This window comes from Streptomyces sp. NPDC053665 (assembly GCF_055585285.1).
Map to the genome: position 1 here is coordinate 246,744 of NZ_JBVJKK010000002.1, position 22,779 is coordinate 269,522.

24 protein-coding genes, 1 pseudogene and 1 riboswitch are annotated in these 22,779 nt (G+C 73.4%); of the genes and pseudogenes, 10 read left to right on the forward strand and 15 right to left on the reverse strand.

Features of this window, described 5'->3' with window-relative positions; all coding sequences use genetic code 11:
- Nucleotides 1-36: 36 nt before the first annotated feature.
- The 6 genes from ACZ6ZN_RS08650 to ACZ6ZN_RS08675 form a co-directional block, all read right to left on the reverse strand.
- Nucleotides 37-957: an SCO2102 family sporulation regulator gene (locus ACZ6ZN_RS08650; RefSeq protein ID WP_398111152.1), complete on the reverse strand. Its 921-nt coding sequence runs from the start codon at nucleotides 955-957 to the stop codon at nucleotides 37-39.
- A 56-nt stretch (nucleotides 958-1,013) separates the two neighbouring features.
- Nucleotides 1,014-1,937, reverse strand: coding sequence for a methylenetetrahydrofolate reductase [NAD(P)H] (gene metF / locus ACZ6ZN_RS08655; RefSeq protein WP_398111153.1), 924 nt, complete (start codon nucleotides 1,935-1,937; stop codon nucleotides 1,014-1,016).
- Nucleotides 1,938-2,079: 142 nt separating this feature from the next.
- Complete coding sequence (gene thiE, locus ACZ6ZN_RS08660; RefSeq protein WP_469644384.1) at nucleotides 2,080-2,739, reverse strand: thiamine phosphate synthase; 660 nt, start codon at nucleotides 2,737-2,739, stop codon at nucleotides 2,080-2,082.
- A 478-nt stretch (nucleotides 2,740-3,217) separates the two neighbouring features.
- Entirely contained in the window at nucleotides 3,218-3,583 is a 366-nt protein-coding gene (locus ACZ6ZN_RS08665) for an Rv2175c family DNA-binding protein (protein ID WP_369196198.1), read from the reverse strand.
- A 132-nt stretch (nucleotides 3,584-3,715) separates the two neighbouring features.
- Nucleotides 3,716-4,957 carry an NAD(P)/FAD-dependent oxidoreductase gene (locus ACZ6ZN_RS08670; RefSeq protein WP_469644386.1) on the reverse strand — a complete coding sequence of 414 codons (1,242 nt, stop codon included), beginning with the start codon at nucleotides 4,955-4,957 and terminating at the stop codon, nucleotides 3,716-3,718.
- Between the two features lie 32 nt (nucleotides 4,958-4,989).
- A complete protein-coding gene (locus ACZ6ZN_RS08675) occupies nucleotides 4,990-5,340 on the reverse strand; it encodes an avidin-fold protein (protein WP_469644387.1) in 351 nt (116 codons plus the stop codon).
- Between the two features lie 52 nt (nucleotides 5,341-5,392).
- A riboswitch (TPP riboswitch) is annotated at nucleotides 5,393-5,504 on the forward strand.
- On the opposite strand from ACZ6ZN_RS08675, the gene thiO reads away from it, so the two are divergent.
- From thiO to ACZ6ZN_RS08700, 5 genes are all read left to right on the forward strand, one after another.
- Nucleotides 5,502-6,674 carry a glycine oxidase ThiO gene (gene thiO / locus ACZ6ZN_RS08680; protein WP_469644390.1) on the forward strand — a complete coding sequence of 391 codons (1,173 nt, stop codon included), beginning with the start codon at nucleotides 5,502-5,504 and terminating at the stop codon, nucleotides 6,672-6,674. (Overlaps the previous riboswitch by 3 nt.)
- Complete coding sequence (thiS, locus tag ACZ6ZN_RS08685) at nucleotides 6,671-6,871, forward strand: sulfur carrier protein ThiS (protein WP_398111159.1); 201 nt, start codon at nucleotides 6,671-6,673, stop codon at nucleotides 6,869-6,871. The genes thiO and thiS overlap by 4 nt, the downstream gene beginning before the upstream one ends.
- Nucleotides 6,872-6,873: 2 nt before the next feature.
- Complete coding sequence (locus ACZ6ZN_RS08690; RefSeq protein WP_451878504.1) at nucleotides 6,874-7,671, forward strand: thiazole synthase; 798 nt, start codon at nucleotides 6,874-6,876, stop codon at nucleotides 7,669-7,671.
- Nucleotides 7,672-7,774: 103 nt separating this feature from the next.
- Entirely contained in the window at nucleotides 7,775-9,709 is a 1,935-nt protein-coding gene (pknB, locus tag ACZ6ZN_RS08695; RefSeq protein WP_469644393.1) for a Stk1 family PASTA domain-containing Ser/Thr kinase, read from the forward strand.
- A gap of 59 nt (nucleotides 9,710-9,768) precedes the next feature.
- Nucleotides 9,769-10,647: a deoxyribonuclease IV gene (locus ACZ6ZN_RS08700; RefSeq protein ID WP_469644395.1), complete on the forward strand. Its 879-nt coding sequence runs from the start codon at nucleotides 9,769-9,771 to the stop codon at nucleotides 10,645-10,647.
- A gap of 37 nt (nucleotides 10,648-10,684) precedes the next feature.
- Here the strand turns inward: ACZ6ZN_RS08700 and ACZ6ZN_RS08705 are convergent, their stop codons facing one another.
- Entirely contained in the window at nucleotides 10,685-11,326 is a 642-nt protein-coding gene (locus ACZ6ZN_RS08705; RefSeq protein ID WP_469644398.1) for a sulfite oxidase-like oxidoreductase, read from the reverse strand.
- 173 nt (nucleotides 11,327-11,499) lie between these two features.
- On the opposite strand from ACZ6ZN_RS08705, the gene bfr reads away from it, so the two are divergent.
- The gene (gene bfr / locus ACZ6ZN_RS08710; RefSeq protein WP_398111164.1) at nucleotides 11,500-11,976 is read left to right on the forward strand and encodes a bacterioferritin; all 477 of its coding nucleotides are present in this window, start codon (nucleotides 11,500-11,502) and stop codon (nucleotides 11,974-11,976) included.
- A 9-nt stretch (nucleotides 11,977-11,985) separates the two neighbouring features.
- Here the strand turns inward: bfr and ACZ6ZN_RS08715 are convergent, their stop codons facing one another.
- Nucleotides 11,986-12,219: a (2Fe-2S)-binding protein gene (locus tag ACZ6ZN_RS08715; RefSeq protein WP_398111165.1), complete on the reverse strand. Its 234-nt coding sequence runs from the start codon at nucleotides 12,217-12,219 to the stop codon at nucleotides 11,986-11,988.
- 145 nt (nucleotides 12,220-12,364) lie between these two features.
- Nucleotides 12,365-13,717, reverse strand: a complete 1,353-nt coding sequence (locus tag ACZ6ZN_RS08720; RefSeq protein WP_398111166.1) for a class II 3-deoxy-7-phosphoheptulonate synthase — start codon at nucleotides 13,715-13,717, stop codon at nucleotides 12,365-12,367.
- A gap of 96 nt (nucleotides 13,718-13,813) precedes the next feature.
- On the opposite strand from ACZ6ZN_RS08720, the gene ACZ6ZN_RS08725 reads away from it, so the two are divergent.
- The gene (locus ACZ6ZN_RS08725) at nucleotides 13,814-13,870 is read left to right on the forward strand and encodes a trp operon leader peptide (protein ID WP_078602827.1); all 57 of its coding nucleotides are present in this window, start codon (nucleotides 13,814-13,816) and stop codon (nucleotides 13,868-13,870) included.
- A gap of 104 nt (nucleotides 13,871-13,974) precedes the next feature.
- A pseudogene (locus ACZ6ZN_RS08730) lies at nucleotides 13,975-15,892 on the forward strand (anthranilate synthase family protein).
- Nucleotides 15,893-15,999: 107 nt separating this feature from the next.
- Here ACZ6ZN_RS08730 and ACZ6ZN_RS08735 read toward each other — a convergent pair.
- The 3 genes from ACZ6ZN_RS08735 to ACZ6ZN_RS08745 are packed head-to-tail and all read right to left on the reverse strand — an operon-like array spanning nucleotide 16,000 to nucleotide 18,713.
- Complete coding sequence (locus ACZ6ZN_RS08735) at nucleotides 16,000-16,689, reverse strand: response regulator (protein WP_469644402.1); 690 nt, start codon at nucleotides 16,687-16,689, stop codon at nucleotides 16,000-16,002.
- Nucleotides 16,686-17,909, reverse strand: coding sequence for a MacS family sensor histidine kinase (macS, locus tag ACZ6ZN_RS08740; protein ID WP_398111169.1), 1,224 nt, complete (start codon nucleotides 17,907-17,909; stop codon nucleotides 16,686-16,688). Before macS ends, ACZ6ZN_RS08735 begins: the two co-directional genes overlap by 4 nt.
- 27 nt (nucleotides 17,910-17,936) lie before the next feature.
- Nucleotides 17,937-18,713: a lysophospholipid acyltransferase family protein gene (locus ACZ6ZN_RS08745; RefSeq protein WP_369196174.1), complete on the reverse strand. Its 777-nt coding sequence runs from the start codon at nucleotides 18,711-18,713 to the stop codon at nucleotides 17,937-17,939.
- A gap of 201 nt (nucleotides 18,714-18,914) precedes the next feature.
- Here ACZ6ZN_RS08745 and ACZ6ZN_RS08750 point away from each other — a divergent pair, with 201 nt between their 5' ends.
- Together ACZ6ZN_RS08750 and ACZ6ZN_RS08755 are read left to right on the forward strand one after the other, a co-directional pair.
- Nucleotides 18,915-19,712 carry an alpha/beta hydrolase gene (locus ACZ6ZN_RS08750; RefSeq protein WP_469644405.1) on the forward strand — a complete coding sequence of 266 codons (798 nt, stop codon included), beginning with the start codon at nucleotides 18,915-18,917 and terminating at the stop codon, nucleotides 19,710-19,712.
- A complete protein-coding gene (locus ACZ6ZN_RS08755; protein WP_398111172.1) occupies nucleotides 19,705-20,319 on the forward strand; it encodes a hypothetical protein in 615 nt (204 codons plus the stop codon). The genes ACZ6ZN_RS08750 and ACZ6ZN_RS08755 overlap by 8 nt, the downstream gene beginning before the upstream one ends.
- Here ACZ6ZN_RS08755 and ACZ6ZN_RS08760 read toward each other — a convergent pair.
- The 3 genes from ACZ6ZN_RS08760 to ACZ6ZN_RS08770 form a co-directional block, all read right to left on the reverse strand.
- The gene (locus ACZ6ZN_RS08760) at nucleotides 20,316-21,062 is read right to left on the reverse strand and encodes an endonuclease/exonuclease/phosphatase family protein (RefSeq protein WP_469644408.1); all 747 of its coding nucleotides are present in this window, start codon (nucleotides 21,060-21,062) and stop codon (nucleotides 20,316-20,318) included. The genes ACZ6ZN_RS08755 and ACZ6ZN_RS08760 overlap by 4 nt on opposite strands.
- A 109-nt stretch (nucleotides 21,063-21,171) precedes the next feature.
- On the reverse strand, nucleotides 21,172-22,125 hold the full coding sequence (locus tag ACZ6ZN_RS08765) for an ROK family glucokinase (RefSeq protein WP_451878509.1): 954 nt from the start codon (nucleotides 22,123-22,125) through the stop codon (nucleotides 21,172-21,174).
- Between the two features lie 136 nt (nucleotides 22,126-22,261).
- The gene (locus tag ACZ6ZN_RS08770) at nucleotides 22,262-22,762 is read right to left on the reverse strand and encodes a DUF5304 domain-containing protein (protein ID WP_451878510.1); all 501 of its coding nucleotides are present in this window, start codon (nucleotides 22,760-22,762) and stop codon (nucleotides 22,262-22,264) included.
- Between the last annotated feature and the right edge of the window lie 17 nt (nucleotides 22,763-22,779).

Below are 22,779 nucleotides of genomic sequence, written 5' to 3' on the forward strand. Positions count from 1 at the left end.
CCCGCCACCGAGCGGACTTGGGAATCGGTACTGCGCTCAGAAACGGTACTGCTCGTCGAAGCCGTTCCCCTGCGGCTGCTGCCCGCCTCCCTGGTAGGGATAGGGCTGCTCCGGCGGGAGTTCCTGGCCGTACTCGTCGGTGCTGCGCTGCTGCGGCACCCACACCCCGCCGGGCGGTGTCTCCCCGGTGTAGCTGCCCGAGTACGCGTCCTGCCCGTAGCCCTGCTGGCCGTAGTACTGCTGGTCGCCGTAGCCGGTGTCGTAGGAGGCACCGGCGTAGTTCGACGAGCCGATGTACGGGTCGGAGTAGGCGGCGTACTGCTGCTGGCCGGTGCTGTCGTAGCCCTGCTGCTGGCCGTAGCCCGAGTAGTCGTAGGAGTAGGACTGGTCGGCGCCCTGGGCCGCGTACTGGTCCTGCGGCGGGCCCGGGTAGCCGGTGTCGCCGTAGACGCCGTAGGTGCCGGTGTCGTCGGGCATGGGCTGCGGCTCGTAGACGGCGGTGTGCGCGTCGTCGGCCGCGCGGCCCTGGCGCACCGGGGTGAACACGTCGTCGTGGTCGTCGTCCTGGCCGTAGGCGTCGGTGTCCCGGCTGCGCCCGGCGTCTTCGTCGCCGTAGCCGCCCTCGGCCTCAAGGCCGGAGACCTCCAGGGTCGGCTCCTGGCGTCCGCGCTCACCGCGGCGGCGCTTGCTGCCGCCGAGCACCGGCGCGTTGACCGCCCAGCCGGCCGCGAAGCCGCTGCGGAACGACAGGGTGACGTAGGTCTGCCCGACCGCGAACGCGGCCGCGCCCAGTCCGATCACCACGACCGACGGGATCAGGACACCGACGACGACGCCGAGGAATCCGACGAAGGCCAGCAGCCGCCAGCGCAGCCGCGCCTTGTACTGCAGGAGCACCTCGCCCAGCAGCCACAGCGCGACGATGCCGAACGCGATGTAGAGGACCGCCCAGCCCATGTACGCCCCTCTCCCAGTGGCCGTTACGCAGTGTGTCGTATATCGGTGCGAACGGTCTAGGCCTGCGATGGGTGGTGCAGGCCCAGGTTCTCGTAGATTTCCAGGGTCGCCGTGGAGTTGTTGAGCGTGATGAAGTGCAGCCCGGGCACGCCTTCGGCGAGCAGCCGCGCACAGAACTCCGTGGCGAATTCGATCCCAATGGAGCGTACAGCGGCCGGATCGTCTTGTGCTGTGAGGATCCGCTCTTTCAGGGCGTCCGGGAACGCGGCGTTGGTCAGGGAGCCGATGCGCTCCAGCGTCCGCACACTGGCGATCGGCATGACCTCGGGGATGATCGGGGTCTCGCAGCCGGCCGCCGCGACCCGGTCGCGCAGCCGGAGGTAGTCCTCCGGCTGGAAGAACATCTGGGTGATGGCGTAGTCGGCGCCCGCGCGGCACTTGTCGACGAAGTGGCGGACGTCGGTCTCCCAGTCCGCGGAGCGCGGGTGCATCGCCGGGAAGGCGGCCACGCCCACGCAGAAGTCACCGGAGGCCTTGATCAGTTCGACGAGTTCGGAGGCGTAGGCCAGTCCTCGGGGGTGCGGCACCCAGTCGCCCATGGGGTCGCCGGGCGGGTCGCCGCGCAGGGCGAGCATGTTGCGGATCCCGGCGTCCGCGTACTGGCCGATGATGTTGCGCAGGTCGGCCACCGAGTGGTCGACCGCGGTGAGGTGGGCGATCGGCGTGAGGGTGGTGTCAGAGGCGATCGCCTCGGTCGCCTTGACCGTCCCGGCGCGGGTCGAGCCGCCCGCGCCGTAGGTCACGGAGACGAAGTCGGGTGCCACGGCCTCGACCCGGCGCAGCGCGTTCCACAGGTTCCGCTCGCCCTTCGGGGTCTTGGGCGCGTAGAACTCGAACGAGTACGTCGTCTTGCCGGTCGCGAGCATGTCGCGCACGGTGCGAGCGTGGTCCGACCTGATGGATGCGGTGCCGAGGGCCATACCGGCAGGTTAGCCAGGGGTGGGCGGTCCCCCAACCGGGCACGGGATTTTGCACCTTTTGTCCACTTGTTGTCCATCCTTCTGTCCACTCCTTGGACAGAAGGACGGCTCAGGCGAAGGACGCGTGCGGCGGGCAGCCGGTTCAGCGCTCGCGCAGGCGCCCGGCGAACTCGGCCGCCGCGGCACCCGGGTCGCCGGCCTCGGTGATCGCCCGTACGACGACGACCCGCCGGGCGCCCGCGTCCAGGACCTGGTCGAGGTTGCCGAGGTCGATGCCGCCGATGGCGAACCAGGGGCGGTCGGTGCCGAGGCCGGCCGTGTACCGGACCAGGTCCAGGCCGGGGGCGTGCCGGCCGGGCTTGGTGGGGGTCGGCCAGCACGGGCCGGTGCAGAAGTAGTCCACACCCTCCTGCCGGGCGGCCGCGGCAGCCTCGGACTCGGCGTGGGTGGAGCGGCCGATCAGGACGTCGTCGCCGAGGACGGCCCGGGCCGCGGGGACCGGGAGGTCGCCCTGGCCGAGGTGCAGGACGTCGGCGCCGGCGGCGTGGGCGACGTCCGCCCGGTCGTTGACCGCGAGCAGCTTGCCGTGCCGGGCGCAGGCCTCGGCGAACACCTCCAGGTGCGCCAGCTCCTCGCCCGCCTCCATGCCCTTGTCGCGCAGCTGCACGATGTCGACGCCCCCGGCGAGGACGGCGTCCAGGAACGCGGGAAGGTCGCCCTGGCGCTTGCGGGCGTCGGTGCAGAGGTAGAGCCGGGCGTCGGCGAGCCGGGCCCGGGCGGTGGTGGCGGCGGTGCCGGTCATGCGAGTCCCCCTCGGTTGTCGGTGGCGCGGACCCCACCCGCCTGCCTGCCTGCGCGCAGCGGGCGGGCGCCGGGGTCCGGTGGTCGGCGCGGACTGCTCCCGCCCGTACGCCGTGGGTGGGCGCGGGCGCGGCGCCCGGCCGGTGGTGCGGGCGGACCCGCGCGCCTGCCCGGCGCGCGAGGGCGGGAGGCCTGTGCAGGCCGGTGCGGTCCCGTCCCAGGGGGCGGCCCCGCCCGCCGGGGTCCCGGCCGGGCGTGCGCGTCCCGTGCGGGACCGACCCGGGCACCTTACGCGGAGCCGGCCCGGGTCCGCCCGCCCCGGCCCGTGCGGGGACAGGGCCCGAAGCCTCAGAGGGGCCCGTGCGCGGGCACGGCGCGGTCCCGGGCCGTGACCCCGAGGGTCACGGCCCCGCACCGGGCGGCTGTCCGGATCCGGCCCCGCTCGCGCGGGGCCGGACGGCCGGCCCGTCGGATCGGGGTCAGACCGCGAGCGCCTGCGCGCGGCGCTTCACCTCCGTGCCGCGGTTCTCGCTGAGCGCCTGCGCCGGGGTGCCGGGCAGGCTGGGGTCGGGGGTGAAGAGCCACTCCAGCATCTCTTCGTCCGTGAAGCCGTCGTCCCGCAGGAGCGTCAGGGTCCCGGTGAGGCCCTTGACGACCTTGTCCCCGTCGATGAAGGCGGCGGGGACGTGCAGCGCGCGGTTCTCACCGCGGCGTACGGCGATGAGCTGGCCCTCCTTGACCAGCTGCCGCACACGCGTCACCTCGACGCCGAACTGCTCGGCGATGTCGGGGAGGGTGAGCCAGGCGGGGACGAGAGCATCGATCTTTGCGTCAATCTCGGTCACGGTGACAAGCCTGCCATCCGCCACCGACAGTCGGAAACCGGCCCGGTCCACCCGGGCGCCCCGCCCCGTCCACCCGGGCGCTCCGACCCCGCCCACGCAGGCGCCCCGGCCCGCTCCGCCCGGGCCCGGCCCTCAGGCCGTGGCCGCCTTCATCGGCCGGGCCGGGTCCGCCAGCAGCACCCGGTTCATCGGCGTGCCCGACTCGATCAGGCGGCGGCCCTGGGCCAGGTCCCGAGGACGGCCCACCGCCAGCAGCGCGACCAGCCGCTCGTCCCGCAGCCAGCACGCCGTCCAGGCCGGGCCGGAGGGGTCGCCCCGCCACAGCAGCGCGTCGGCGGCCGCGTGGTGCCCGGCGTACTGCACGAACCGGCCGAACTGCTCGGACCAGAAGTAGGGCACCGGGTCGTACACCGCGGGCGGCTCGCCCGAGGCCCCGCCGACGATGTTCGCGGCGACCGTGCGCGGCCCCTGAAGGGCGTTGTCCCAGTGGTGCACCAGCAGGCGCTCGCCGTAGCGGCCGGAGGGGAAGGAGGCGCAGTCGCCGACGGCGTACACGTCGGGCACGCGGGTGCGCAGGTGCGCGTCGGCGACGATCTCGCCGTGCGCGCCGAGCTCGACGCCGGACCCGGCCAGCCAGGCCGTGGCGGGGCGGGCGCCGATCCCGACGACGACCGCCTCCGCGGGCAGCCGCGAGCCGTCGTCCAGGACCACCGCGCCGGGCTCGACCCGCGCCACGCGCGCGTGGGTGCGCAGGACGGCGCCCGCGTCGGCGTACCAGCGGGCCATCGGCGCGGCGACCTCGGCGGGCAGGGCGTCGGCGAGGGGACGGCCGGCGGCCTCCACGACGGTCACCGAGCAGCCCGCCTCGCGCGCGGCCGTGGCGAACTCCGCGCCGATCCAGCCCGCGCCCACGACCACGATCTCGTGCCGGGCGGCCAGCACCGGCCGCAGCCGCTCGGCGTCGTCCAGGGTGCGCAGCAGGTGCACGCCGGGCACGCCCTGCGCGCCGGGCAGCCGGACCGGCTCGGCGCCGGTCGCGACCACCAGGACGTCGTAAGGCACGGGCCCGGCCTCGGTGTCCAGCTCGTGGTCGCCGGGGCGCAGGCCCAGCACCTCGCAGCCGAGGCGCAGTTCGATGCCCAGGGCCTCGAAGTCCACGTCGAAGGCGGAGCCCTCGGCCTTGCCGAGCAGGACGGCCTTGGACAACGGCGGGCGGTCGTAGGGCTGGTGGGGCTCGGCACCGATGAGGCTCACGGTGCCGGCGAAGCCCTGTTCGCGCAGGGCGACCGCGGTCTGCACCCCGGCCATGCCCGCGCCCGCCACGACCACGCGCCGCGGCGCGGACGGGCCTGGTTCCTGCGTCTGCTCGCTCACCTGATCACCATAGACACCTGACGTTCCGTCAGTCAGTGCTCCTGCGCCGTGAGCTGCTCCACAACGCTGGTGCCGCTGCCCGGCCCGGACTCCCACTCCCAGGTCTCCTCCAGCCGCACCCGGCCGTCGGGCAGCTCCACGACCGTCGAGACGCAGTGCCCCGAGGCGGTGGTGCCGTCCCGTCTGAGCTGGACGTAGCGGAAGTCGAGCCTGTCACCTTCCCGGATACCCACCAGATGCCCGCGTACGACGTCCCCGCCCGCGTAGTCGGCCCAGATCTCGCCGTCCCGCTCGTGGTAGCGGAACCGGGTGCGGGTCCCCACCTGACCGGATGCCTGGTCGGCGACCGGGGCGAGGACGAGACCGTCGAGGGATCGGGCCATGGGGGAAGGCTCCCTTACTGCGGTGTGCGGGGTCGGGCTAGGGTGGCCAACGTAGAGCACTCGCGGGAGCCCGGGCGCACCGGGCTGAGAGGGAGGCTGGCGGCCTCCGACCGTACGAACCTGATCCGGGTCATGCCGGCGAAGGGAGGGGCTGGACGCCCATGTCGCGCACGTCCACCACATCAGACGTCCTCGTCGTCGGGGGCGGGATCATCGGCCTGGTCACGGCCTGGCGGGCCGCGCAGCGCGGGTTCGCCACGGCCGTGGTGGATCCCGAGCCCGGCGGCGGGGCCGCCCAGGTCGCCGCCGGGATGCTGGCCGCCGTCACGGAACTGCACTACGGCGAGCAGACCCTGCTGGGGCTGAACCTCGCCTCGGCCCGCCGCTACCCGGAGTTCGCGGCCGAGCTGACCGAGCTGACCGGGCACGACCTCGGCTACCGCCGCAGCGGCACCCTGGCCGTGGCCCTCGACGCCGACGACCGCGCGCACCTGCGGGAGCTGCACGCCCTCCAGCAGCAGTCGGGGCTGGACTCGCAGTGGCTGTCGGGGCGGGAGTGCCGCCGGCTGGAGCCGATGCTCGCGCCGGGGGTGCGCGGCGGGCTGCGGGTCGACGGCGACCACCAGATCGACCCCCGGCGCCTCGCCGCGGCGCTGGTCACCGCCTGTGAGCGGGCCGGGGTGGTCCTGCACCGGGCGTGGGCCGAGCGGCTCACCGTGGCGCGGGACCGGGCCGTGGGTGTGGTCACCGACGACGGGACCGTGCTGAGCGCGGGGCAGGTGGTGCTGGCCGCGGGCAGCCTCAGCGGGCGGCTCGCGGGCGTCCCGGACGAGGTGCTGCCCCCGGTGCGGCCCGTGAAGGGCCAGGTGGTGCGGCTGACCATGCCGGCGCGGCACGGGCCGTTCCTGAGCCGCACCGTGCGCGCGGTCGTGCGCGGCAGCCACGTCTACCTGGTGCCGCGCGAGAGCGGCGAGCTGGTGATCGGGGCGACCAGCGAGGAGCTGGGCTGGGACACCACCGTCACCGCGGGCGGCGTCTACGAGCTGCTGCGCGACGCCCACGAGCTGGTGCCGGGCATCACCGAACTGCCGCTCACCGAGACCCGTGCCGGGCTGCGCCCCGGATCTCCGGACAACGCCCCGCTGCTCGGCCCGACGGCCCTGGACGGGCTGCTGCTGGCCACCGGGCACCACCGCAACGGCGTGCTGCTCACACCGGTGACCGGCGACGTGCTGGCGCACGCCCTGGCCACGGGCGAACTGCCCGCCGAGGCCCGCCCCTTCACCCCGGAGCGCTTCCGCGCCGTCACCGCACTCCAGGAGCAGCCCGCGTGAACATCTCCGTCAACGGCGAGCCCCGCCGCGTCCGGCCCGGCACGGCCCTCGACACGGTCGTGGCGTCCCTCACGACCTCGTCCTCGGGCGTGGCCGCCGCCCTCAACGAAACCGTCGTCCCGCGCGCGCAGTGGCCCGCCACGCCCCTGTCCGAGGGGGACCGCGTGGAAGTCCTCACCGCCGTCCAAGGAGGCTGACCATGGCCGACGATCCGTTCGTCCTCGCAGGCACGTCCTTCACCTCCCGCCTGATCATGGGGACCGGCGGGGCGCCCAGCCTGGACGTGCTGGAGCGCTCCCTGGTCGCCTCCGGCACGGAGCTGACGACCGTGGCGATGCGCCGCGTGGACGCCTCCGTGCACGGCTCGGTGCTGTCCGTCCTCGACCGGCTCGGCATCCGGGTGCTGCCCAACACGGCGGGCTGCTTCACCGCCGGCGAGGCCGTCCTCACCGCCCGCCTCGCCCGCGAGGCCCTGGGCACGGACCTGATCAAGCTGGAGGTCATCGCCGACGAGCGCACCCTGCTGCCGGACCCGATCGAGCTGCTGGACGCGGCCGAGACGCTGGTCGACGACGGCTTCACGGTGCTGCCGTACACCAACGACGACCCGGTGCTCGCGCGGAAGCTGGAGGACGTGGGCTGCGCGGCGATCATGCCGCTCGGCTCGCCGATCGGGTCGGGGCTGGGCATCCGCAACCCGCACAACTTCGAGCTGATCGTGGAGCACGCGCGCGTGCCGGTGATCCTCGACGCGGGCGCCGGGACGGCCTCGGACGCGGCCCTGGCGATGGAGCTGGGGTGCGCGGGCGTGATGCTGGCCTCGGCGGTGACGCGGGCGCAGGAGCCGGTGCTGATGGCCGACGCGATGCGGCACGCCGTGGAGGCGGGCCGGCTGGCCCATCGGGCGGGCCGGATCCCGCGGCGGCACTTCGCCCGGGCGTCCTCGCCGGCCGAGGGCGTGGCGGCGCTGGACCCGGAGCGTCCGGCGTTCCGGTAGGCACGTCCGTCCTTGCGGGACCACGTCACAGGTCCGCTGCAGTCCCGCCCCGGGGACGGCCGGGGGGCGGGGGCTGTCGGTCACGGCTCGTACACTCGCCTGCGTGGACACGACCCTTCAGGACCCCTTGGTCGGGCAGGTGCTCGACGGCCGGTACCGCATCGACGCGCGGATCGCGGTCGGCGGGATGGCCACGGTCTACCGGGCCGTGGACACCCGTCTCGACCGGGTCCTCGCGCTCAAGGTGATGCACCCCTCGCTCGCGGTCGACGGCTCGTTCGTCGAGCGGTTCATCCGCGAGGCGAAGTCGGTGGCCCGGCTGGCCCACCCGAACGTGGTGCAGGTCTTCGACCAGGGCACCGACGGCGCCTACGTCTACCTCGCGATGGAGTACGTGGCCGGCTGCACCCTGCGGGACGTGCTGCGCGAGCGCGGGGCGCTGCAGCCGCGTGCCGCCCTGGACATCCTGGAGCCGGTGCTGGCCGCCCTGGGGGCCGCCCACCGGGCCGGGTTCGTGCACCGCGACATGAAGCCGGAGAACGTGCTGATCGGGGACGACGGCCGGGTGAAGGTCGCCGACTTCGGCCTGGTCAGGGCCGTCGACACGGTGACCAACACCACCGGCACGGTCCTCGGCACGGTGTCGTACCTCGCTCCCGAGCAGATAGAGAGCGGCACCGCCGACCCCCGCGTCGACGTCTACGCGTGCGGCGTGATGCTCTACGAGATGCTCACCGGGGACAAGCCGCACGACGGGGACTCCCCCGCCGTGATCCTCTACAAGCACCTGCACGAGGACGTCCCGCCGCCCTCGGCCGCCGTGCCGGGCCTGGCGTACGAGCTGGACGAGCTGGTCGCCTCGGCGACGGCCCGCTCCGCGGAGGTCCGCCCGTACGACGCGGTGGCCCTGCTCGCGCAGGTCCGTGACGGACGCGCCCGGCTCACCGGCGACCAGCTGGACGCGGTGCCGCCGCAGGCGCTGGCGTCGGAGCACGACAACGCCGACGACCGCACGAGCGTGATCCCGCGTGCGCTGACGACACCGCGCCCGGGCTCCTCCGGCCGGGACGGCGCGGTGCCCGAGGCGGAGCTGAACCGCACCAGCCGTCTGGCGTCCCCGCCGCCGCCCCCGCCGTCACGGCGCCGGGCGGTGCCGCGCGGCCCGCTGGCGGTCGTCGTGGCCCTCCTGCTCGTGCTGGGCGTGGGCACGGGCGTCTGGTACATCAACTCCGGCCAGTTCACCGAGGTCCCGCCGCTGCTGGCGAAGACCCAGGACCAGGCCGAGGACCGGTTGCGGGACGCGGGGCTGGAGCTGGGCAAGGTCGAGCACGCCCACAGCGACACGGTCGAGCGGGGCCGGATCATCAGCAGCGACCCCCGGACCGGGACGCGCATCCGGGGGAACGACTCGGTGGGCATCACCGTCTCCGACGGCCCCGCGACCGTGCGGGTGCCCGCCCTGGCGGGCCGGAAGCTGGCCGAGGCGCGGTCCTCGCTGAAGGACGACGGGCTGGAGCCCGGCATGGTGACGCGGAAGTTCAGCGAGGACGTGCCGCGTGGCGCGGTCGTCTCCGCCGAGCCGGCGGACGGCACCAAGGTGCGCGCGGGCACGGCGGTGGCGCTCGTCGTCAGCAAGGGCAGCCCCGTCGACGTCCCGGACGTCACCGGCGAGGACCTCGCCGACGCCGAGGCGGACCTGGAGGAGGCCGGCCTGAAGGTGAAGGTCGCCGAGAAGCAGGTCACCTCCGCCGAGTTCGACAAGGGCGAGGTCGCCGGGCAGAGCCCGAAGGCCGGCGGCCGGGCGGCCGAGGGCGACACGGTGACGCTGACGGTGTCCAAGGGGCCCGAGATGGTCGAGGTCCCGGACGTGGTGGGCGACAGCGTCGACGACGCCACCCGCGAGCTGGAGGAGGCGGGCTTCCAGGTCGACGAGGACCGCGGGCTGCTCGGCCTGTTCGGCGACACCGTCGAGGGCCAGTCCGTCGAGGGCGGCGAGCGCGCGCCCAAGGGCTCGACGATCACGATCAAGATCAGGTGACGGCCGCGGGCGCGGGGCCCGCGGCCGGGACGGGGCCGCGGGCATGACACCCTGAACGGGTGATTCCTCAGCTGTCCGGCCCGTCCCGCAACCCCGTGGGCGGCCATGTCCCCGTGGCCGGCGGTCTCCACCGCGTCGGCCTGTCGTACGCCCGTGAACTGGCGGCGGAGGCCGTGCAGGTCTTCGTCGCCAACCCCCGCGGCTGGGCCACCCCGGCCGGGAACCCCCAGCAGGACGAGGCGTTCCGCGCGGCCTGCGAGGCCGGCGGGATCCCGGCGTACGTGCACGCTCCCTACCTGATCAACTTCGGCTCGCACACCGAGGCGACCGTCGAGCGATCCGTGGAGTCGCTGCGGCACTCGCTGCGGCGCGGGCGGGCGATCGGCGCGCGGGGCGTGGTGGTCCACACGGGCAGCGCCACCGGTGGCCGGGAGCGGCCGGTCGCGCTGCGGCAGGTACGGGAGCATCTGCTGCCGCTGCTGGACGAACTGACCCACGAGGACGACCCGTTCCTGCTGCTGGAGTCGACCGCCGGCCAGGGTGCCTCGCTGTGCTCGCGGACCTGGGACTTCGGCCCGTACTTCGAGGCGCTGGACGCCCACCCGAAGCTGGGCGTGTGCCTGGACACCTGCCACGTGTTCGCCGCGGGGCACGACCTGACCGGCCCGGACGGGATGCACCGGACGCTGGACCTGCTGGTGGACACGGTCGGCGAGGGCCGGCTCAAGCTGATCCACGCCAACGACTCCAAGGACGTCGCGGGCGCGCACAAGGACCGGCACGAGAACATCGGTGTCGGCCACATCGGCGAGGACCCGTTCCGCGCGCTGATGACCCATCCGGCGACCGAGGGCGTGCCGCTGGTCATCGAGACGCCGGGCGGCAAGCAGGGGCACGCGGCGGACGTGGAGCGGCTGAAGAAGCTGCGCGACGGCTGACGCGGACGCGACAGCCCGCGGACGGGCGCCGGGCGTCTCAGAGCCCGGGGCCGTCCCCCGGTTCCTCCTGGTAGGAGTAGCGCTGCTCGCGCCAGGGGTCGCCGATGTTGTGGTAGCCGCGCTCCTCCCAGAAGCCGCGCCGGTCGGCGGTCATGTACTCCACGCCGCGCACCCACTTGGGGCCCTTCCAGGCGTAGAGGTGGGGCACGATCAGCCGGACCGGGAAGCCGTGCTCGGCGGTGAGCAGCTCGCCGTCCCTGTGGGTGGCGAACACGCTCTGCTCGGAGGCGAAGTCGGCCAGCCGCAGGTTGGAGCTGAACCCGTACTCGGCCCACACCATCACGTGGGTGACGCCGTCGGCGGGCGGTGCGAGGTCGAGGATCGTGCGGGCGGGGATGCCGCCCCACTCGGCGCCCAGCATGCTGAACTTGGTGACGCAGTGCAGGTCGGCCACCACGGTGGTGTGGGGCAGGGCCGTGAACTCCTCGTGCGTCCAGCAGTGCTTGCCGCCGGCGGCGGTGGCGCCGAAGACCCGGAACTCCCAGCGCTCGGGCCGGAACTTGGGGACGGGGCCGTAGTGCGTGACCGGCCAGCCGCGCTGTACGCGCTGTCCCGGGGGCAGCGCCGCTCCTGCCGAATCGCGCCCTTCTCCCGATTCGTGTCCCAGCGGCTGACCCATGACTCCATCCTGACAGACCCGGGGTGATGCCCCTGACCGGGGCCACCCCATACGCGGACGAAATGGACTAAGCATGCCCTAACTTACTAAGTGAACACTTACTGGACGATCTTCGCCCTCAGTGGAATCATGCGGCGCACGTGCCAGTCCCACGCGTGGAAGGAGCCTCTGCGATGCAGGGCGACCCCGAGGTCCTCGAATTTCTCAACGAGCAGCTGACCGGCGAGCTGACGGCGATCAACCAGTACTGGCTGCACTACCGGATCCAGGACAACAAGGGCTGGACCAAGCTCGCCAAGTACACGCGTGAAGAGTCCATCGACGAGATGAAGCACGCGGACAGGATCACCGAGCGGATCCTGATGCTGGACGGCCTGCCCAACTACCAGCGGCTGTTCCACGTACGGGTCGGCCAGACGGTCACCGAGATGTTCCAGGCGGACCGGCAGGTCGAGGTCGAGGCGATCGACCGCCTCAAGCGCGGCATCGAGGTGATGCGCACCAAGGGCGACATCACGTCCGCGAACATCTTCGAGGACATCCTCGCCGACGAGGAGCACCACATCGACTACCTGGACACCCAGCTGGAACTCATCGAGAAGCTGGGTGAGGCGCTGTACCTCGCGCAGCAGATCGAGCAGCCGAGCTGAGCCCTGCCGTCAGGCGGCGTCTTCCAGTTCCGACAGGACCGGCTCACCGCGGTCGGCCAGGTCGCGGCGCGGGCAGGTGCCCCTGCCGAGGATCGCCTGGATCCGGCGGACGCACGACCCGCAGTCCGTGCCCGCCTTGCAGGCGGAGGCTATCTGGCGGGGCGTGCAGGCGCCGCCGTCCGCGTGCTGCTTGACCTGCTGCTCGGTGATGCCGAAGCAACTGCAGACGTACACGCGGTCCACCTCCCGACGGGATCTGAGTGCCGTCCCCGTGATCGGTGAGGCAAACCTAACCTTACCCGCCGTCCCGGGAGCACGAAAGCAGTGAGGGGCGCGGATCGTGTGATCCGCGCCCCAGTGCTTGCCCCGGTGACGGGCAGGCGGACCGCTACTGGTCCCGGTACATCTCCGCCACGAGGAACGCCAGGTCCAGCGACTGGCTGCGGTTGAGCCGCGGGTCGCAGGCCGTCTCGTAGCGCTGGTGCAGGTCGTCGACGAAGATCTCGTCGCCGCCGCCCACGCATTCGGTCACGTCGTCGCCGGTGAGCTCCACGTGGATGCCGCCCGGGTGGGTGCCGAGCGCCTTGTGGACCTCGAAGAAGCCCTTCACCTCGTCGAGCACGTCGTCGAAGCGGCGGGTCTTGTGCCCGGAGGCCGCCTCGAAGGTGTTGCCGTGCATCGGGTCGGTCACCCAGGCGACGGTGGCACCGGAGGCGGTGACCTTCTCGACCAGCTCGGGGAGCTTGTCGCGGACCTTGTCGGCGCCCATGCGCACGATGAAGGTCAGCCGGCCCGGCTCCCGCTCCGGGTCGAGGCGCTCGATGTACTGCAGCGCGTCCTCGGCCGTCGTGGTCGGGCCCAGCTTGATCCCGATGGGGTTGCGGATCTTCGAGGCGAACTCGATGTGCGCGTGGTCCAGCTGCCGGGTGCGCTCACCGATCCACACCATGTGGCCGGAGACGTCGTACAGCTGCCCCGTGCGCGAGTCGACCCGGGTCAGGGCCGACTCGTAGTCGAGCAGCAGCGCCTCGTGCGAGGCGTAGAACTCGACCGTCTTGAACTCCTCCGGGTCCGCCCCGCAGGCGTGCATGAAGTTGAGCGCCTGGTCGATCTCGCGGGCCAGCTGCTCGTAACGCTGCCCCGACGGGGACGACCTCACGAAGTCCTGGTTCCAGGCGTGCACCTGGCGCAGGTCGGCGTAGCCGCCGGTGGTGAAGGCGCGCACCAGGTTCAGCGTGGAGGCGGAGGCGTGGTACATCCGCTTCAGCCGCTCGGGGTCCGGGACGCGGGCCTCTTCGGTGAAGTCGAAGCCGTTGACGGAGTCACCGCGGTAGGTCGGCAGGGTCACGCCGTCGCGGGTCTCGGTCGGCTTGGAGCGCGGCTTGGAGTACTGGCCGGCGATGCGGCCGACCTTCACCACGGGCACGGACGCCGCGTACGTGAGCACCGCGCCCATCTGCAGCAGCGTCTTGAGCTTGTTGCGGATGTGGTCCGCGGACACCGCGTCGAAGGCCTCGGCGCAGTCGCCGCCCTGGAGGAGGAACGCCTCTCCCTTGGCGACGGACGCCATCCGGGCACGCAGCTGGTCGCACTCGCCCGCGAAGACGAGCGGCGGATACGACTCGAGGTCCGCGATCACTGCGCGCAGAGCCTCGGTGTCGGGGTACTCGGGCTGCTGCGCCGCGGGCAGGTCTCGCCAGGTGTTGCCAGCAGTCGCGCTGGTCTTAGCGTTCACGGTCACGCACTCAACCCTACGGGGTCGGCACGGGCCTCCCGACCGGTGACCAGCAAATGAGACACGGGGTACACCCCTCGGACGTGGGGTAGGGTGCGGGGCATGTTCGCGCACTCGATCCAGACCTGGTGGTGGACCGCTCATCCGGCGGCCCGCTGACTGCGCGTATCCCAGACTTCGCGAAGGCCGCCCGAGGGGCGGCCTTCGGTGTTCCCGGGGTCCGTTCCTCTCCCTCTGACGTTCCCCGAGAAGGAGCACGGACCATGAACCTGCTCGGCTTGCCGGACGACCCCCGTCCGTTCGCCCTGCTGCGCCGCCGCACCCCGGGCCACGACCACGACCTGGTCGAGGTGCTGATCGGCCCCGTCACCGCCCATGAGCGGCTGGCCGACCTGCCCGCCGAGAGCCTCGCGCTCGTGCCGTTCCGGCAGATCCGCGAGCGCGGCTTCGACGTCCGCGACGACGGCACACCCCTGCTGGCCCTCACGCCCGAGGAGACGTACACCGTCCCGCTGGCCGAGGCGCTGGAGCAGCTCCCCGCGCACGACGTCCGGGTCCGCGACGGGGCCTTCGACGTCGACGACCGCGTACGCGCGGATCGTCGGACGGGTGCTGGAGGAGGAGATCGGCCGCGGCGAAGGCGCCAACTTCGTCATCCGGCGGACCTACGAGGGCGAGATCCCCGGGTTCGGCAGGGCGGACGCCCTCGCGCTCTTCCGGCGGCTGCTGGAGGGCGAGCGAGGGGCCTACTGGACGTTCGTCGTGCACACCGGAGAGCGGAAGGGGCCCGAAGGGCCTTCCGCGGAGGGGCGGCGGTGGGAGACGGGTGGGCGCACCCTGGTCGGGGCCAGTCCCGAGGTGCACGTGCGGATGTCCGGCGGCACGGTCGTCATGAACCCGATCAGCGGCACCTACCGCTATCCCGCCGGCGGCCCGACCCCGGAGCACCTGCTGGACTTCCTCGCCGACGGCAAGGAGATCGAGGAGCTGTCGATGGTCGTCGACGAGGAGCTCAAGATGATGTGCACCGTCGGCGACCGGGGCGGGGTGGTGGTCGGACCCCGGCTGAAGGAGATGGCACATCTCGCCCACACGGAGTACGAGCTGCGCGGCAGGTCGACGCTGGACGTGCGGGAGGTGCTGCGGGAGACCATGTTCGCGGCGACCGTCACCGGCTCACCGGTGCAGAACGCCTGCCGGGTGATCGAGCGGCACGAGAGCGGCGGGCGAGGGTACTACGCCGGGGCGCTGGCCCTGATCGGCCGGGACGCGGGCGGGGCCCAGACCCTGGACTCCCCCATCCTCATCCGCACCGCCGACATCGACGCGGACGGGCGCCTGCGGGTGCCGGTCGGCGCCACCCTCGTGCGCGGCTCGGACCCGGTGGGCGAGGTCGCGGAGACCCACGCCAAGGCGGCGGGCGTGCTGGCGGCGCTGGGCGTACGGCCCGCCCGGCCGCGCGCGGAGCACTCCGGCCCCCGCCTGGCCGACGACCCGCGCGTGCGGGCCGCGCTGGACGGACGGCGGGCGTCCCTGGCGCCCTTCTGGCTGCGCATGCAGGAGCCCGCGCAGGAGCCGGCCGGGCACGCCCTGGTCGTCGACGGCGAGGACACCTTCACGGCGATGCTCGCGCACGTGCTGCGTTCGGGCGGACTGCGGGTGACCGTGCGGCGGTACGACGAGCCCGGGCTGCGGGAGGCGGTGCGGGGACACGAGGGACCGGTGGTGCTGGGCCCTGGACCGGGGGATCCGTCCGACCCTGCGGATCCGAAGATGCGGTCGCTGCGCGCCCTGACCGCCGAGGTGGTCCGCGCCGGGCGGCACGGCGTGCTCGGTGTCTGCCTCGGGCACGAACTGATCGCCGCCGAACTGGGGCTGGAGATCGTCCGCAAGGACGTGCCGTACCAGGGGGCGCAGACGGAGATCGAGCTGTTCGGACGGCACGAGACGGTCGGTTTCTACAACAGCTTCACCGCGCGCTGCGACGACGGGGCGGCGGCCGGGCTCGCGGCCCGCGGGGTGGAGGTGTGCCGCGCCGCGAACGGGGAGGTGCACGCCCTGCGCGGGCCGGGCTTCGCCGGTGTGCAGTTCCACCCCGAGTCGGTGCTGACGCTGAACGGGGCGCGGATCGTCCGGGAGCTGATCGGGCAGCTGCGGGACACCGGCGCGCCCTCGCGGTGACGCCACCCGGCAGGGCCCGGAGTGTGCCGGAGACGCGGACGGTGTGACGGAGACGCGAACCGGGTGACGGACCGGCCGGGCCCGCGGGGTCCCGGCCGGTGGGGGCGTCACTCGTCGTCGAGGCCGCGTTCGATCGCGTACCGGACCAGCTCCACGCGGTTGTGCAGCTGGAGCTTGCCCAGGGTGTTCTGGACGTGGTTCTGCACCGTGCGGTGGGAGATGACCAGGCGCTCGGCGATCTGCTTGTAGCTCAGGCCCTTGGCGACCAGGCGCAGCACCTCGGTCTCGCGCTCGGTGAGCCGGGGCGCCTTCGACTCGTCGGTGTCGGGCGCGGGCGCGGGCTCCGAGGCCAGGCGGCGGTACTCGCCGAGGACCAGACCTGCCAGGCCCGGGGTGAAGACGGGGTCGCCGGCCGCGGTGCGGCGGACCGCGTCCTGCAGTTCCTCGGTGGAGGCCGACTTCAGCAGGTAGCCGGTCGCGCCGGACTTCACCGCCTCCAGCACGTCGGCGTGCTCGCCGCTCGCGGACAGCACCAGCACGCGCAGGGCCGGGTCGGCGGCCACGACCTCCTTGCAGACCTGGACGCCGGGCTTGCCGGGCAGGTTCAGGTCCAGGACGAGGACCTGGGGCGCGGCGGCCCGGGCGCGGCGCACGGCCTGGTCGCCGTCGCCCGCGGTGGCGACCACGTCGAAGCCCGACTCGGCCAGGTCGCGGGCGACGGCGTCGCGCCACATGGGGTGGTCGTCGACCACCATCACCTTGATCGGGTCCCGTCCGTCCCCGGTGCTCGACGTCATCGCCGCTCCGCCTTCCCCCGCGTGTCCGCCACGCTCTTCGGTACCTTCAACTCGACTTCCGTGCCCTGCCCCGGCACCGAGATCAGCTCGGCGCTGCCGCCGAGGTCGCGCAGCCGGCCGCGGATCGACTGGGCGACGCCGAGCCGCCCCTCGCCCTCGGCCTGGGCGAGCCGCCCCTCCGGGATGCCGGGCCCGTCGTCCCGGACGGTGACGATCACCTCGTCGGGTTCGTCCTCGACCAGGATCCAGGCGCGGGCGTCCTCCCCCGCGTGCCGCCGGACGTTGTCCAGCGCGGCTCCGACCGCCGCGGCGACCTCCCGGGCGGCGGCGGGCGCGAGGAGCACCGGGGCGCCGGGCTCGGCGAGGCTCACGGTGGCCCTGGCGTACGGCGCGAGCAGGGCGCGCAGATCGGCGGGCCCGTCGTCGGGCTCCTCCTCGACGGCCCGGACGAGCGCGCCCTCGGCGGCGTCCTCCGAGACGCGGGAGACCGGCACCAGCCCGCCCGAGACGAGGGTGCGCAGCGCGACCTCCTGCTCGCCGGCCATGCGGCCCAGCTCGGCCGCCTCGCCGCCGATCACCGCGCCCCGGCGCTGCACCATCGCCAGCACCTGCAGCACGCTGTCGTGGATGTCCCGGGCGAGGCGCTCCCGCTCGCGGGTGGCGGCCTCGATCTCCAGGGCGCGGGCGAGGGTGCGCTCGGAGGCGCGGGCCACCTCGACGACGTAGCCGATGGCGACGGACGCGATGATGACCAGCACGACGTTGTGGACGGTGTCGCGGGCCGGGCTGCCGCGCTCGGCCAGGTTGGCCACGGCCACCAGGGAGGAGGCCAGGGCCGCCCAGCGCCAGCCGCCCTTGAGGGCGAAGGCCAGGACGGCGCCCGCCGTCCATATCGACGGCAGGGTCGGGCCGCCCGCCTGGACCCTCTCGTGCGCGTCGGCCACGGGCGTGAGCAGGATGCCGGTGAGGGCGACGGTCAGGTCGGCGGCCAGGAACCCCCGGGTGCAGCGGGCCGCGTTCGCGACCCGGGTCAGCGTGGCCAGGGTCCACCCGGCCAGCACCACGTAGTAGCCGACGGCGATCCAGGGGCGCGGGAACTCGTCGTGGGCGGTGGCGAACAGGCCGATGGCGTACAGCATCGTGAGCACCCGGTAGGCGGTCAGCGCCCGCCACAGCGGCTGCTCGACCGACATCCTCATGACACGCTCGCGCCTGGCCATCTCCCCCACCCCCGGCCCGGGCCCCGGCTAGGGCTCGGTGCGCTGCTCCGACTGCTTTTCCTTCTCGGCCTGTTCCTTCTCGGCCTTGGCGAGCGCGGCCCGGGCGGCCTTCCCGGCCTCCTTCTCCGCCTTCGCCGCCTCGGCGAGCTGCCGCTTCATGGCCGTGGCGTACATGTCGACGTACTCCTGGCCGGACAGCTTCATGATCTCGTACATGACCTCGTCGGTCACCGCGCGCAGCACGAACCGGTCGTGCTCCATGCCCTGGTAGCGGCTGAAGTCCAGGGGCTTGCCGATGCGGATGCCGGGCCGCATCAGCTTGGGCATCACCTGGCCGGGCGGCTGGATCTTCTCCGTGTCGATCATGGCGACGGGGACGACGGGCGCGCCGGTCGCGAGGGCCACGCGCGCGAGGCCGCCGGGCTTGCCCCGGTACAGCCGGCCGTCGGGCGAGCGCGTGCCCTCGGGGTAGATCCCGAACAGCTCGCCGCGCTCCAGCACCTCGATGCCGCTCCGGATGGCGGCCTCGCCCGCGCCGCGCGCACCGGAGCGGTCCACGGGCAGCTGGCCGACGCCCTTGAAGAAGGCGGCCGTCAGCCGGCCCTTGACCCCGGGCGTGGTGAAGTACTCGGCCTTCGCGATGAAGGTGACCTTGCGGTCCAGCACCGCGGGCAGGAAGAACGAGTCCGAGAAGGACAGGTGGTTGCTCGCCAGGATCGCGGGGCCCTCGGCGGGAATGTGCTCCAGACCTTCCACCCAGGGCCTGAAGGCGACCTTCAGCGGTCCCCCAACAGCGACCTTCATCGCGCCGTACAACAACCGAGTGCCTCCTGTAGGTATCGGTCAGACCTTAACCCGGAGTGCCGTCGAAGGCGCCGACGGCCCTGGTCGGTGTCAGTGCGGTCGCGTACGGTGAAGGTCCCGCGAACGCCATGCGACCCCTTCCATGACGTTCCGTGACATCAGTGATCGTGTCCGTCCCTTCTCACGACCTGGAGGCCGAAGGTGCCGGTCCTCGCCGGAGCCGAGCCGTTCCACCACGAGGGCGGGGAGGTCGCCGTCCTCCTCTGCCACGGCTTCACCGGATCACCGCAGTCGCTGCGCCCCTGGGCGGAGCACCTCGCCGAGCACGGCATGACCGTCTCCCTGCCGCTGCTGCCCGGGCACGGCACGCGCTGGGAGGACCTGCGGATCACCGGCTGGCAGGACTGGTACGCCGAGGTGGACCGCGCCCTGCGCCTGCTGTGCGAGCGCCGCGAGAACGTCTTCGTCGCCGGTCTGTCGATGGGCGGCGCCCTGGCCCTGCGGCTGGCCGCCAAGTACGGCGACGCCGTGAGCGGTGTGATGGTCGTCAACCCGGCGAACAAGGTGCACGGGCTGGCCGCGCACGCGCTGCCGGTGGTCCGCCATCTCGTCCCGGCGACGAAGGGCATCGCCAGCGACATCGCCAAGCCGGACGGCAGGGAGCTCGGCTACGACCGGGTGCCGCTGCACGCGGCGCACTCCCTGAGGCAGTTCTTCCGGATCGTCGACGGCGAGCTTCCCCAGGTGACCCAGCCGGTGCTGCTGCTGCACAGCCCGCAGGACCACGTGGTGCCGCCCGCCGACTCGGCCCGCATCCTCGGCCGCATCTCGTCGACGGACGTGCGGGAGGTCCTGCTGGAACAGAGCTACCACGTCGCCACGTTGGACCATGACGCGGACCGGATCCACGAGGAGAGCCTCGCGTTCATCGGCCGGCTCGCGTCCGGCCCCGTCCAGGAGTCCGGTCTCGGCAAGGAAGGGACGACCGCAGGTGGCTGAGAACGACTCCGACCGCGAGGGCCGGGAGCCGGACGAGAAGGGCGTCCCCTTCGACGAGGACGCCGCGTGGGCCGCGATCGTCGCCGGGTACGGCGAGGAGCCGCCGGACCCGCCCGGCGCGAAGCCCTTCAAGCCGGTGGAGGACCTGGCGCTGCTGGAGGCCGGCACCAACGACGACCGGGTGGAGACGGCCGGGGCCGCCGGTGAGGCGGTGAAGCCCGCCGAGCCGGAGGAGAGCGACCGGCCCGCCGAGAAGCCGGTCAAGCCGCTCGGCGGCTCGGTCTCCTTCGCGCCCGGCGTCGGCCCGCGCGACTACAGCGTGCCCGAGCCCGCCGAGGAGGACTTCGACGAGGACGACGAGGGCCACTTCGTCCCGCCGGAGCCGCCTCCCCTGCCGACCGCCGACCCCACGGCGAAGTTCGCCTGGCTCGGCGTGCTGGGCGGCCCGGTGCTGCTGCTGCTCGCCGTGCTGCTCGGCTGGGAGATGACCTGGTGGCTGGCCACCCTGGGGATCGGCGGCTTCCTCGGCGGCTTCGCGACGCTGGTGGCCCGCATGCGCACGGACGACGAGGACGACGACGACCCCGGGCGCGGGGCGGTCGTCTAGCCGGCGGGCACCCTGAGGGCGGCCAGGACCGGGAGGTGGTCCGTGGCCGCCCTCAGGTCTGCGTCCGTCACCCCGGGCAGCGCCGACGGCACGCCGCAGCCGAGCACCTCGATGCCGCCGGTCGCGAAGATCGCGTCGATGCGCTGGTAGGGGTCGTGGGGGGTCCAGGTGTGCTCACCGCCCCAGGGCGCGGCCGCCCGGCAGTCGGTCAGCCGCCCGGCCAGGCGGCGGAAGGCCGGGCCCTCGGGCCGTTCGTTGAGGTCGCCACCGGCGATCGCGTGCTCCACGCCCATCCCGGCGAGCCGGTCCAGCAGCATGCCGGACTGCGCGTAGCGCTCGTCCTTCTGCAGGGACAGGTGGCAGCTGAGCACGCCCAGGCGGGTGCCGGCGATCCGGACGACGGCGGTGGCGAAGCCGCGGCGGTGCAGTCCGGGAGTGGGGGGCAGCAGGACGTCCTCGGTGCGTTCGACGCCCACCCGCAGCGAGCCGAGGATCGCCGGTCCGGTGGTGGTGGCGCCGCCGGTGACCATCACCAGGTCGCAGGCGCGGGCCAGCCGGGCGAGCTTCTTGCGCCAGCGGAAGAAGCGGGGGGCTTCCTGGAGGAGCACGAGATCGGGCTCGCACGCCCGGAGCACGCGGACGAGGGCGTCCGTGTCGTCGCGCAGGGAGCGGATGTTATAGCTGAGGACCCTGATGACCGCGGAACCGTCGGGTTCCGTACGGGAGTTGGGGAGCAGCGGCATGTGATCAATTTACGCCTCATGGCGCGGGGCGCGGGGTACGTGCGCGCGTGCCGGTTGTTCGTGGCTCGTCGCGCAGTCCCCCGCGCCCCCGAAGACGAAAAGCAGGGCGTCACATGATCGGGTCGGGTTCCCTCGCCAGGTCGGCCGCGCCCACCAGGCCGGCCTTGTTGCCCAGTTCCGCCGCGCGGACCTCGGCCACGGGACGCCAGTTGCCGCCCACGAGCCAGCGCTTGTAGGACTTGCGGATCGGTCCCAGGACCAGCTCGCCCTCGTCGGACAGACCGCCGCCGACGATGAACGCCGAGGGGTCGAAGAGGGAGGCGAGGTCGGCGAGTCCCGCACCGACCCAGCGGGCCAGTTCGCGGTACGAGTCGACGGCCACGCGGTCGCCCTGGCGGGCGGCCATGGAGATGTGCTTGCCCTCGATGCCGTCGGGCGTGCCGTTGCCGAGCCCGAGCAGTATCTCGGCGTTCTCCGGGGTGGCGTTGGCGCGCTGCTTGGCGTACCGCACGAGCGCGCGACCCGAGGCGTACTGCTCCCAGCAGCCCTGGGAGCCGCAGCCGCACAGCAGGCCGTCCGGCACCATGCGGATGTGGCCGAACTCGGCGGCCACGCCGAAGTGCCCGCGGCGCAGCTTGTTGCCGATGATGATGCCGCCGCCCAGGCCGGTGCCCAGCGTGATGCAGATGACGTTGCGGTGGCCCTTGCCCGCACCGAACTTGTACTCGCCCCAGGCAGCGGCGTTCGCGTCGTTCTCGACGACCACGGGGAGGCCCGCGCGGGCCTCGACCTTCTCCTTGAGCGGCTCGTTGCGCCAGTCGATGTTGGGCGCGAAGTAGACCTCGGAACGCTGCCGGTTGACGTATCCGGCGGCGCCGATGCCCACGCCGACGATCTCGTGACCGACGCGCGCGCCGTCCACCGCCGAGGCGATGGCGTCCACGATGCCCTCGGGCGTGCCCGGGGTCGGCACCGTGTGCGTCGAGAGGATGTTGCCTTCCTCATCGACCACGCCGGCCGCGATCTTCGTGCCGCCGATGTCGACGCCGATGGTGAGTCCCATGAATCCCTCAGTTTCGGTCGAGCCCCGCTACGGCCAACGGTACCCGAGGCCCTGACCCCCGGTCGGCGGTCGTCCGCGGGCTGGGCAGGACGCGGCGGCGGCTCCCGGGGGGCCGCTCGCTCCCGGAATGGGGGGCTCAGTCCAGGTCGATGCGCTCGCCGGGGCCGTCGTCGCCGCCGCGGTCCGGTCGTTCGCCCTGGTCACGCGGGTCGCCCTCGGCGTCGCGGCCGGTCCAGCGCCGCTCCTGGCCCTGGACGGCGGTGCGGTAGGCGGCGAGCAGTTCGTTGCCGGCGGCGGCCAGGTGGTCGAAGACGTCCGGGTTGCGCTCGATGACCGGTTCCACGGCGGACCGGGCCTGCTCGACGACCTGCCGGACGGCCTGCTGGGCCGCCGGGCCCGCGAGTGCGCCGAGCAGCGGGGACCGGACGCCCGACAGCTTGTCCGCGACGGCGTCGACGAGCTTCTTCAGCTCCTCGGCCGCGGAGCCCGGGGGCGTGCCGTGCTGCGTGCGGCGGCGGGCCTTCTCCGCTTCGAGGTCCTCGGCGCACGCCCTCGACCAGGCGTCGGCGTCGAACGCCCGCGCCTCGTCCGCGGCCTCGTCGCGCGCGCCGTCGAACGGGGGCTGCTCTTCGCTCATGACGGACTCCTGACTAC

What these genes read in the sequence shown, in the direction of transcription:
- ACZ6ZN_RS08735 (WP_469644402.1), bottom strand. Translation starts at nt 16,689, where the DNA reads ATGACGTCGAGCACCGGGGACGGACGGGACCCGATCAAGGTGATGGTG.
- ACZ6ZN_RS08705 (WP_469644398.1), bottom strand. Translation starts at nt 11,326, where the DNA reads ATGGGTCAGCCGCTGGGACACGAATCGGGAGAAGGGCGCGATTCGGCA.
- ACZ6ZN_RS08650 (WP_398111152.1), bottom strand. Translation starts at nt 957, where the DNA reads ATGGGCTGGGCGGTCCTCTACATCGCGTTCGGCATCGTCGCGCTGTGG.
- ACZ6ZN_RS08690 (WP_451878504.1), top strand. Translation starts at nt 6,874, where the DNA reads ATGGCCGACGATCCGTTCGTCCTCGCAGGCACGTCCTTCACCTCCCGC.
- ACZ6ZN_RS08770 (WP_451878510.1), bottom strand. Translation starts at nt 22,762, where the DNA reads ATGAGCGAAGAGCAGCCCCCGTTCGACGGCGCGCGCGACGAGGCCGCG.
- macS (WP_398111169.1), bottom strand. Translation starts at nt 17,909, where the DNA reads ATGGCCAGGCGCGAGCGTGTCATGAGGATGTCGGTCGAGCAGCCGCTG.
- thiO (WP_469644390.1), top strand. Translation starts at nt 5,502, where the DNA reads ATGTCGCGCACGTCCACCACATCAGACGTCCTCGTCGTCGGGGGCGGG.
- bfr (WP_398111164.1), top strand. Translation starts at nt 11,500, where the DNA reads ATGCAGGGCGACCCCGAGGTCCTCGAATTTCTCAACGAGCAGCTGACC.
- ACZ6ZN_RS08765 (WP_451878509.1), bottom strand. Translation starts at nt 22,125, where the DNA reads ATGGGACTCACCATCGGCGTCGACATCGGCGGCACGAAGATCGCGGCC.
- ACZ6ZN_RS08745 (WP_369196174.1), bottom strand. Translation starts at nt 18,713, where the DNA reads ATGAAGGTCGCTGTTGGGGGACCGCTGAAGGTCGCCTTCAGGCCCTGG.
- metF (WP_398111153.1), bottom strand. Translation starts at nt 1,937, where the DNA reads ATGGCCCTCGGCACCGCATCCATCAGGTCGGACCACGCTCGCACCGTG.
- ACZ6ZN_RS08675 (WP_469644387.1), bottom strand. Translation starts at nt 5,340, where the DNA reads ATGGCCCGATCCCTCGACGGTCTCGTCCTCGCCCCGGTCGCCGACCAG.
- thiE (WP_469644384.1), bottom strand. Translation starts at nt 2,739, where the DNA reads ATGACCGGCACCGCCGCCACCACCGCCCGGGCCCGGCTCGCCGACGCC.
- ACZ6ZN_RS08760 (WP_469644408.1), bottom strand. Translation starts at nt 21,062, where the DNA reads ATGCCGCTGCTCCCCAACTCCCGTACGGAACCCGACGGTTCCGCGGTC.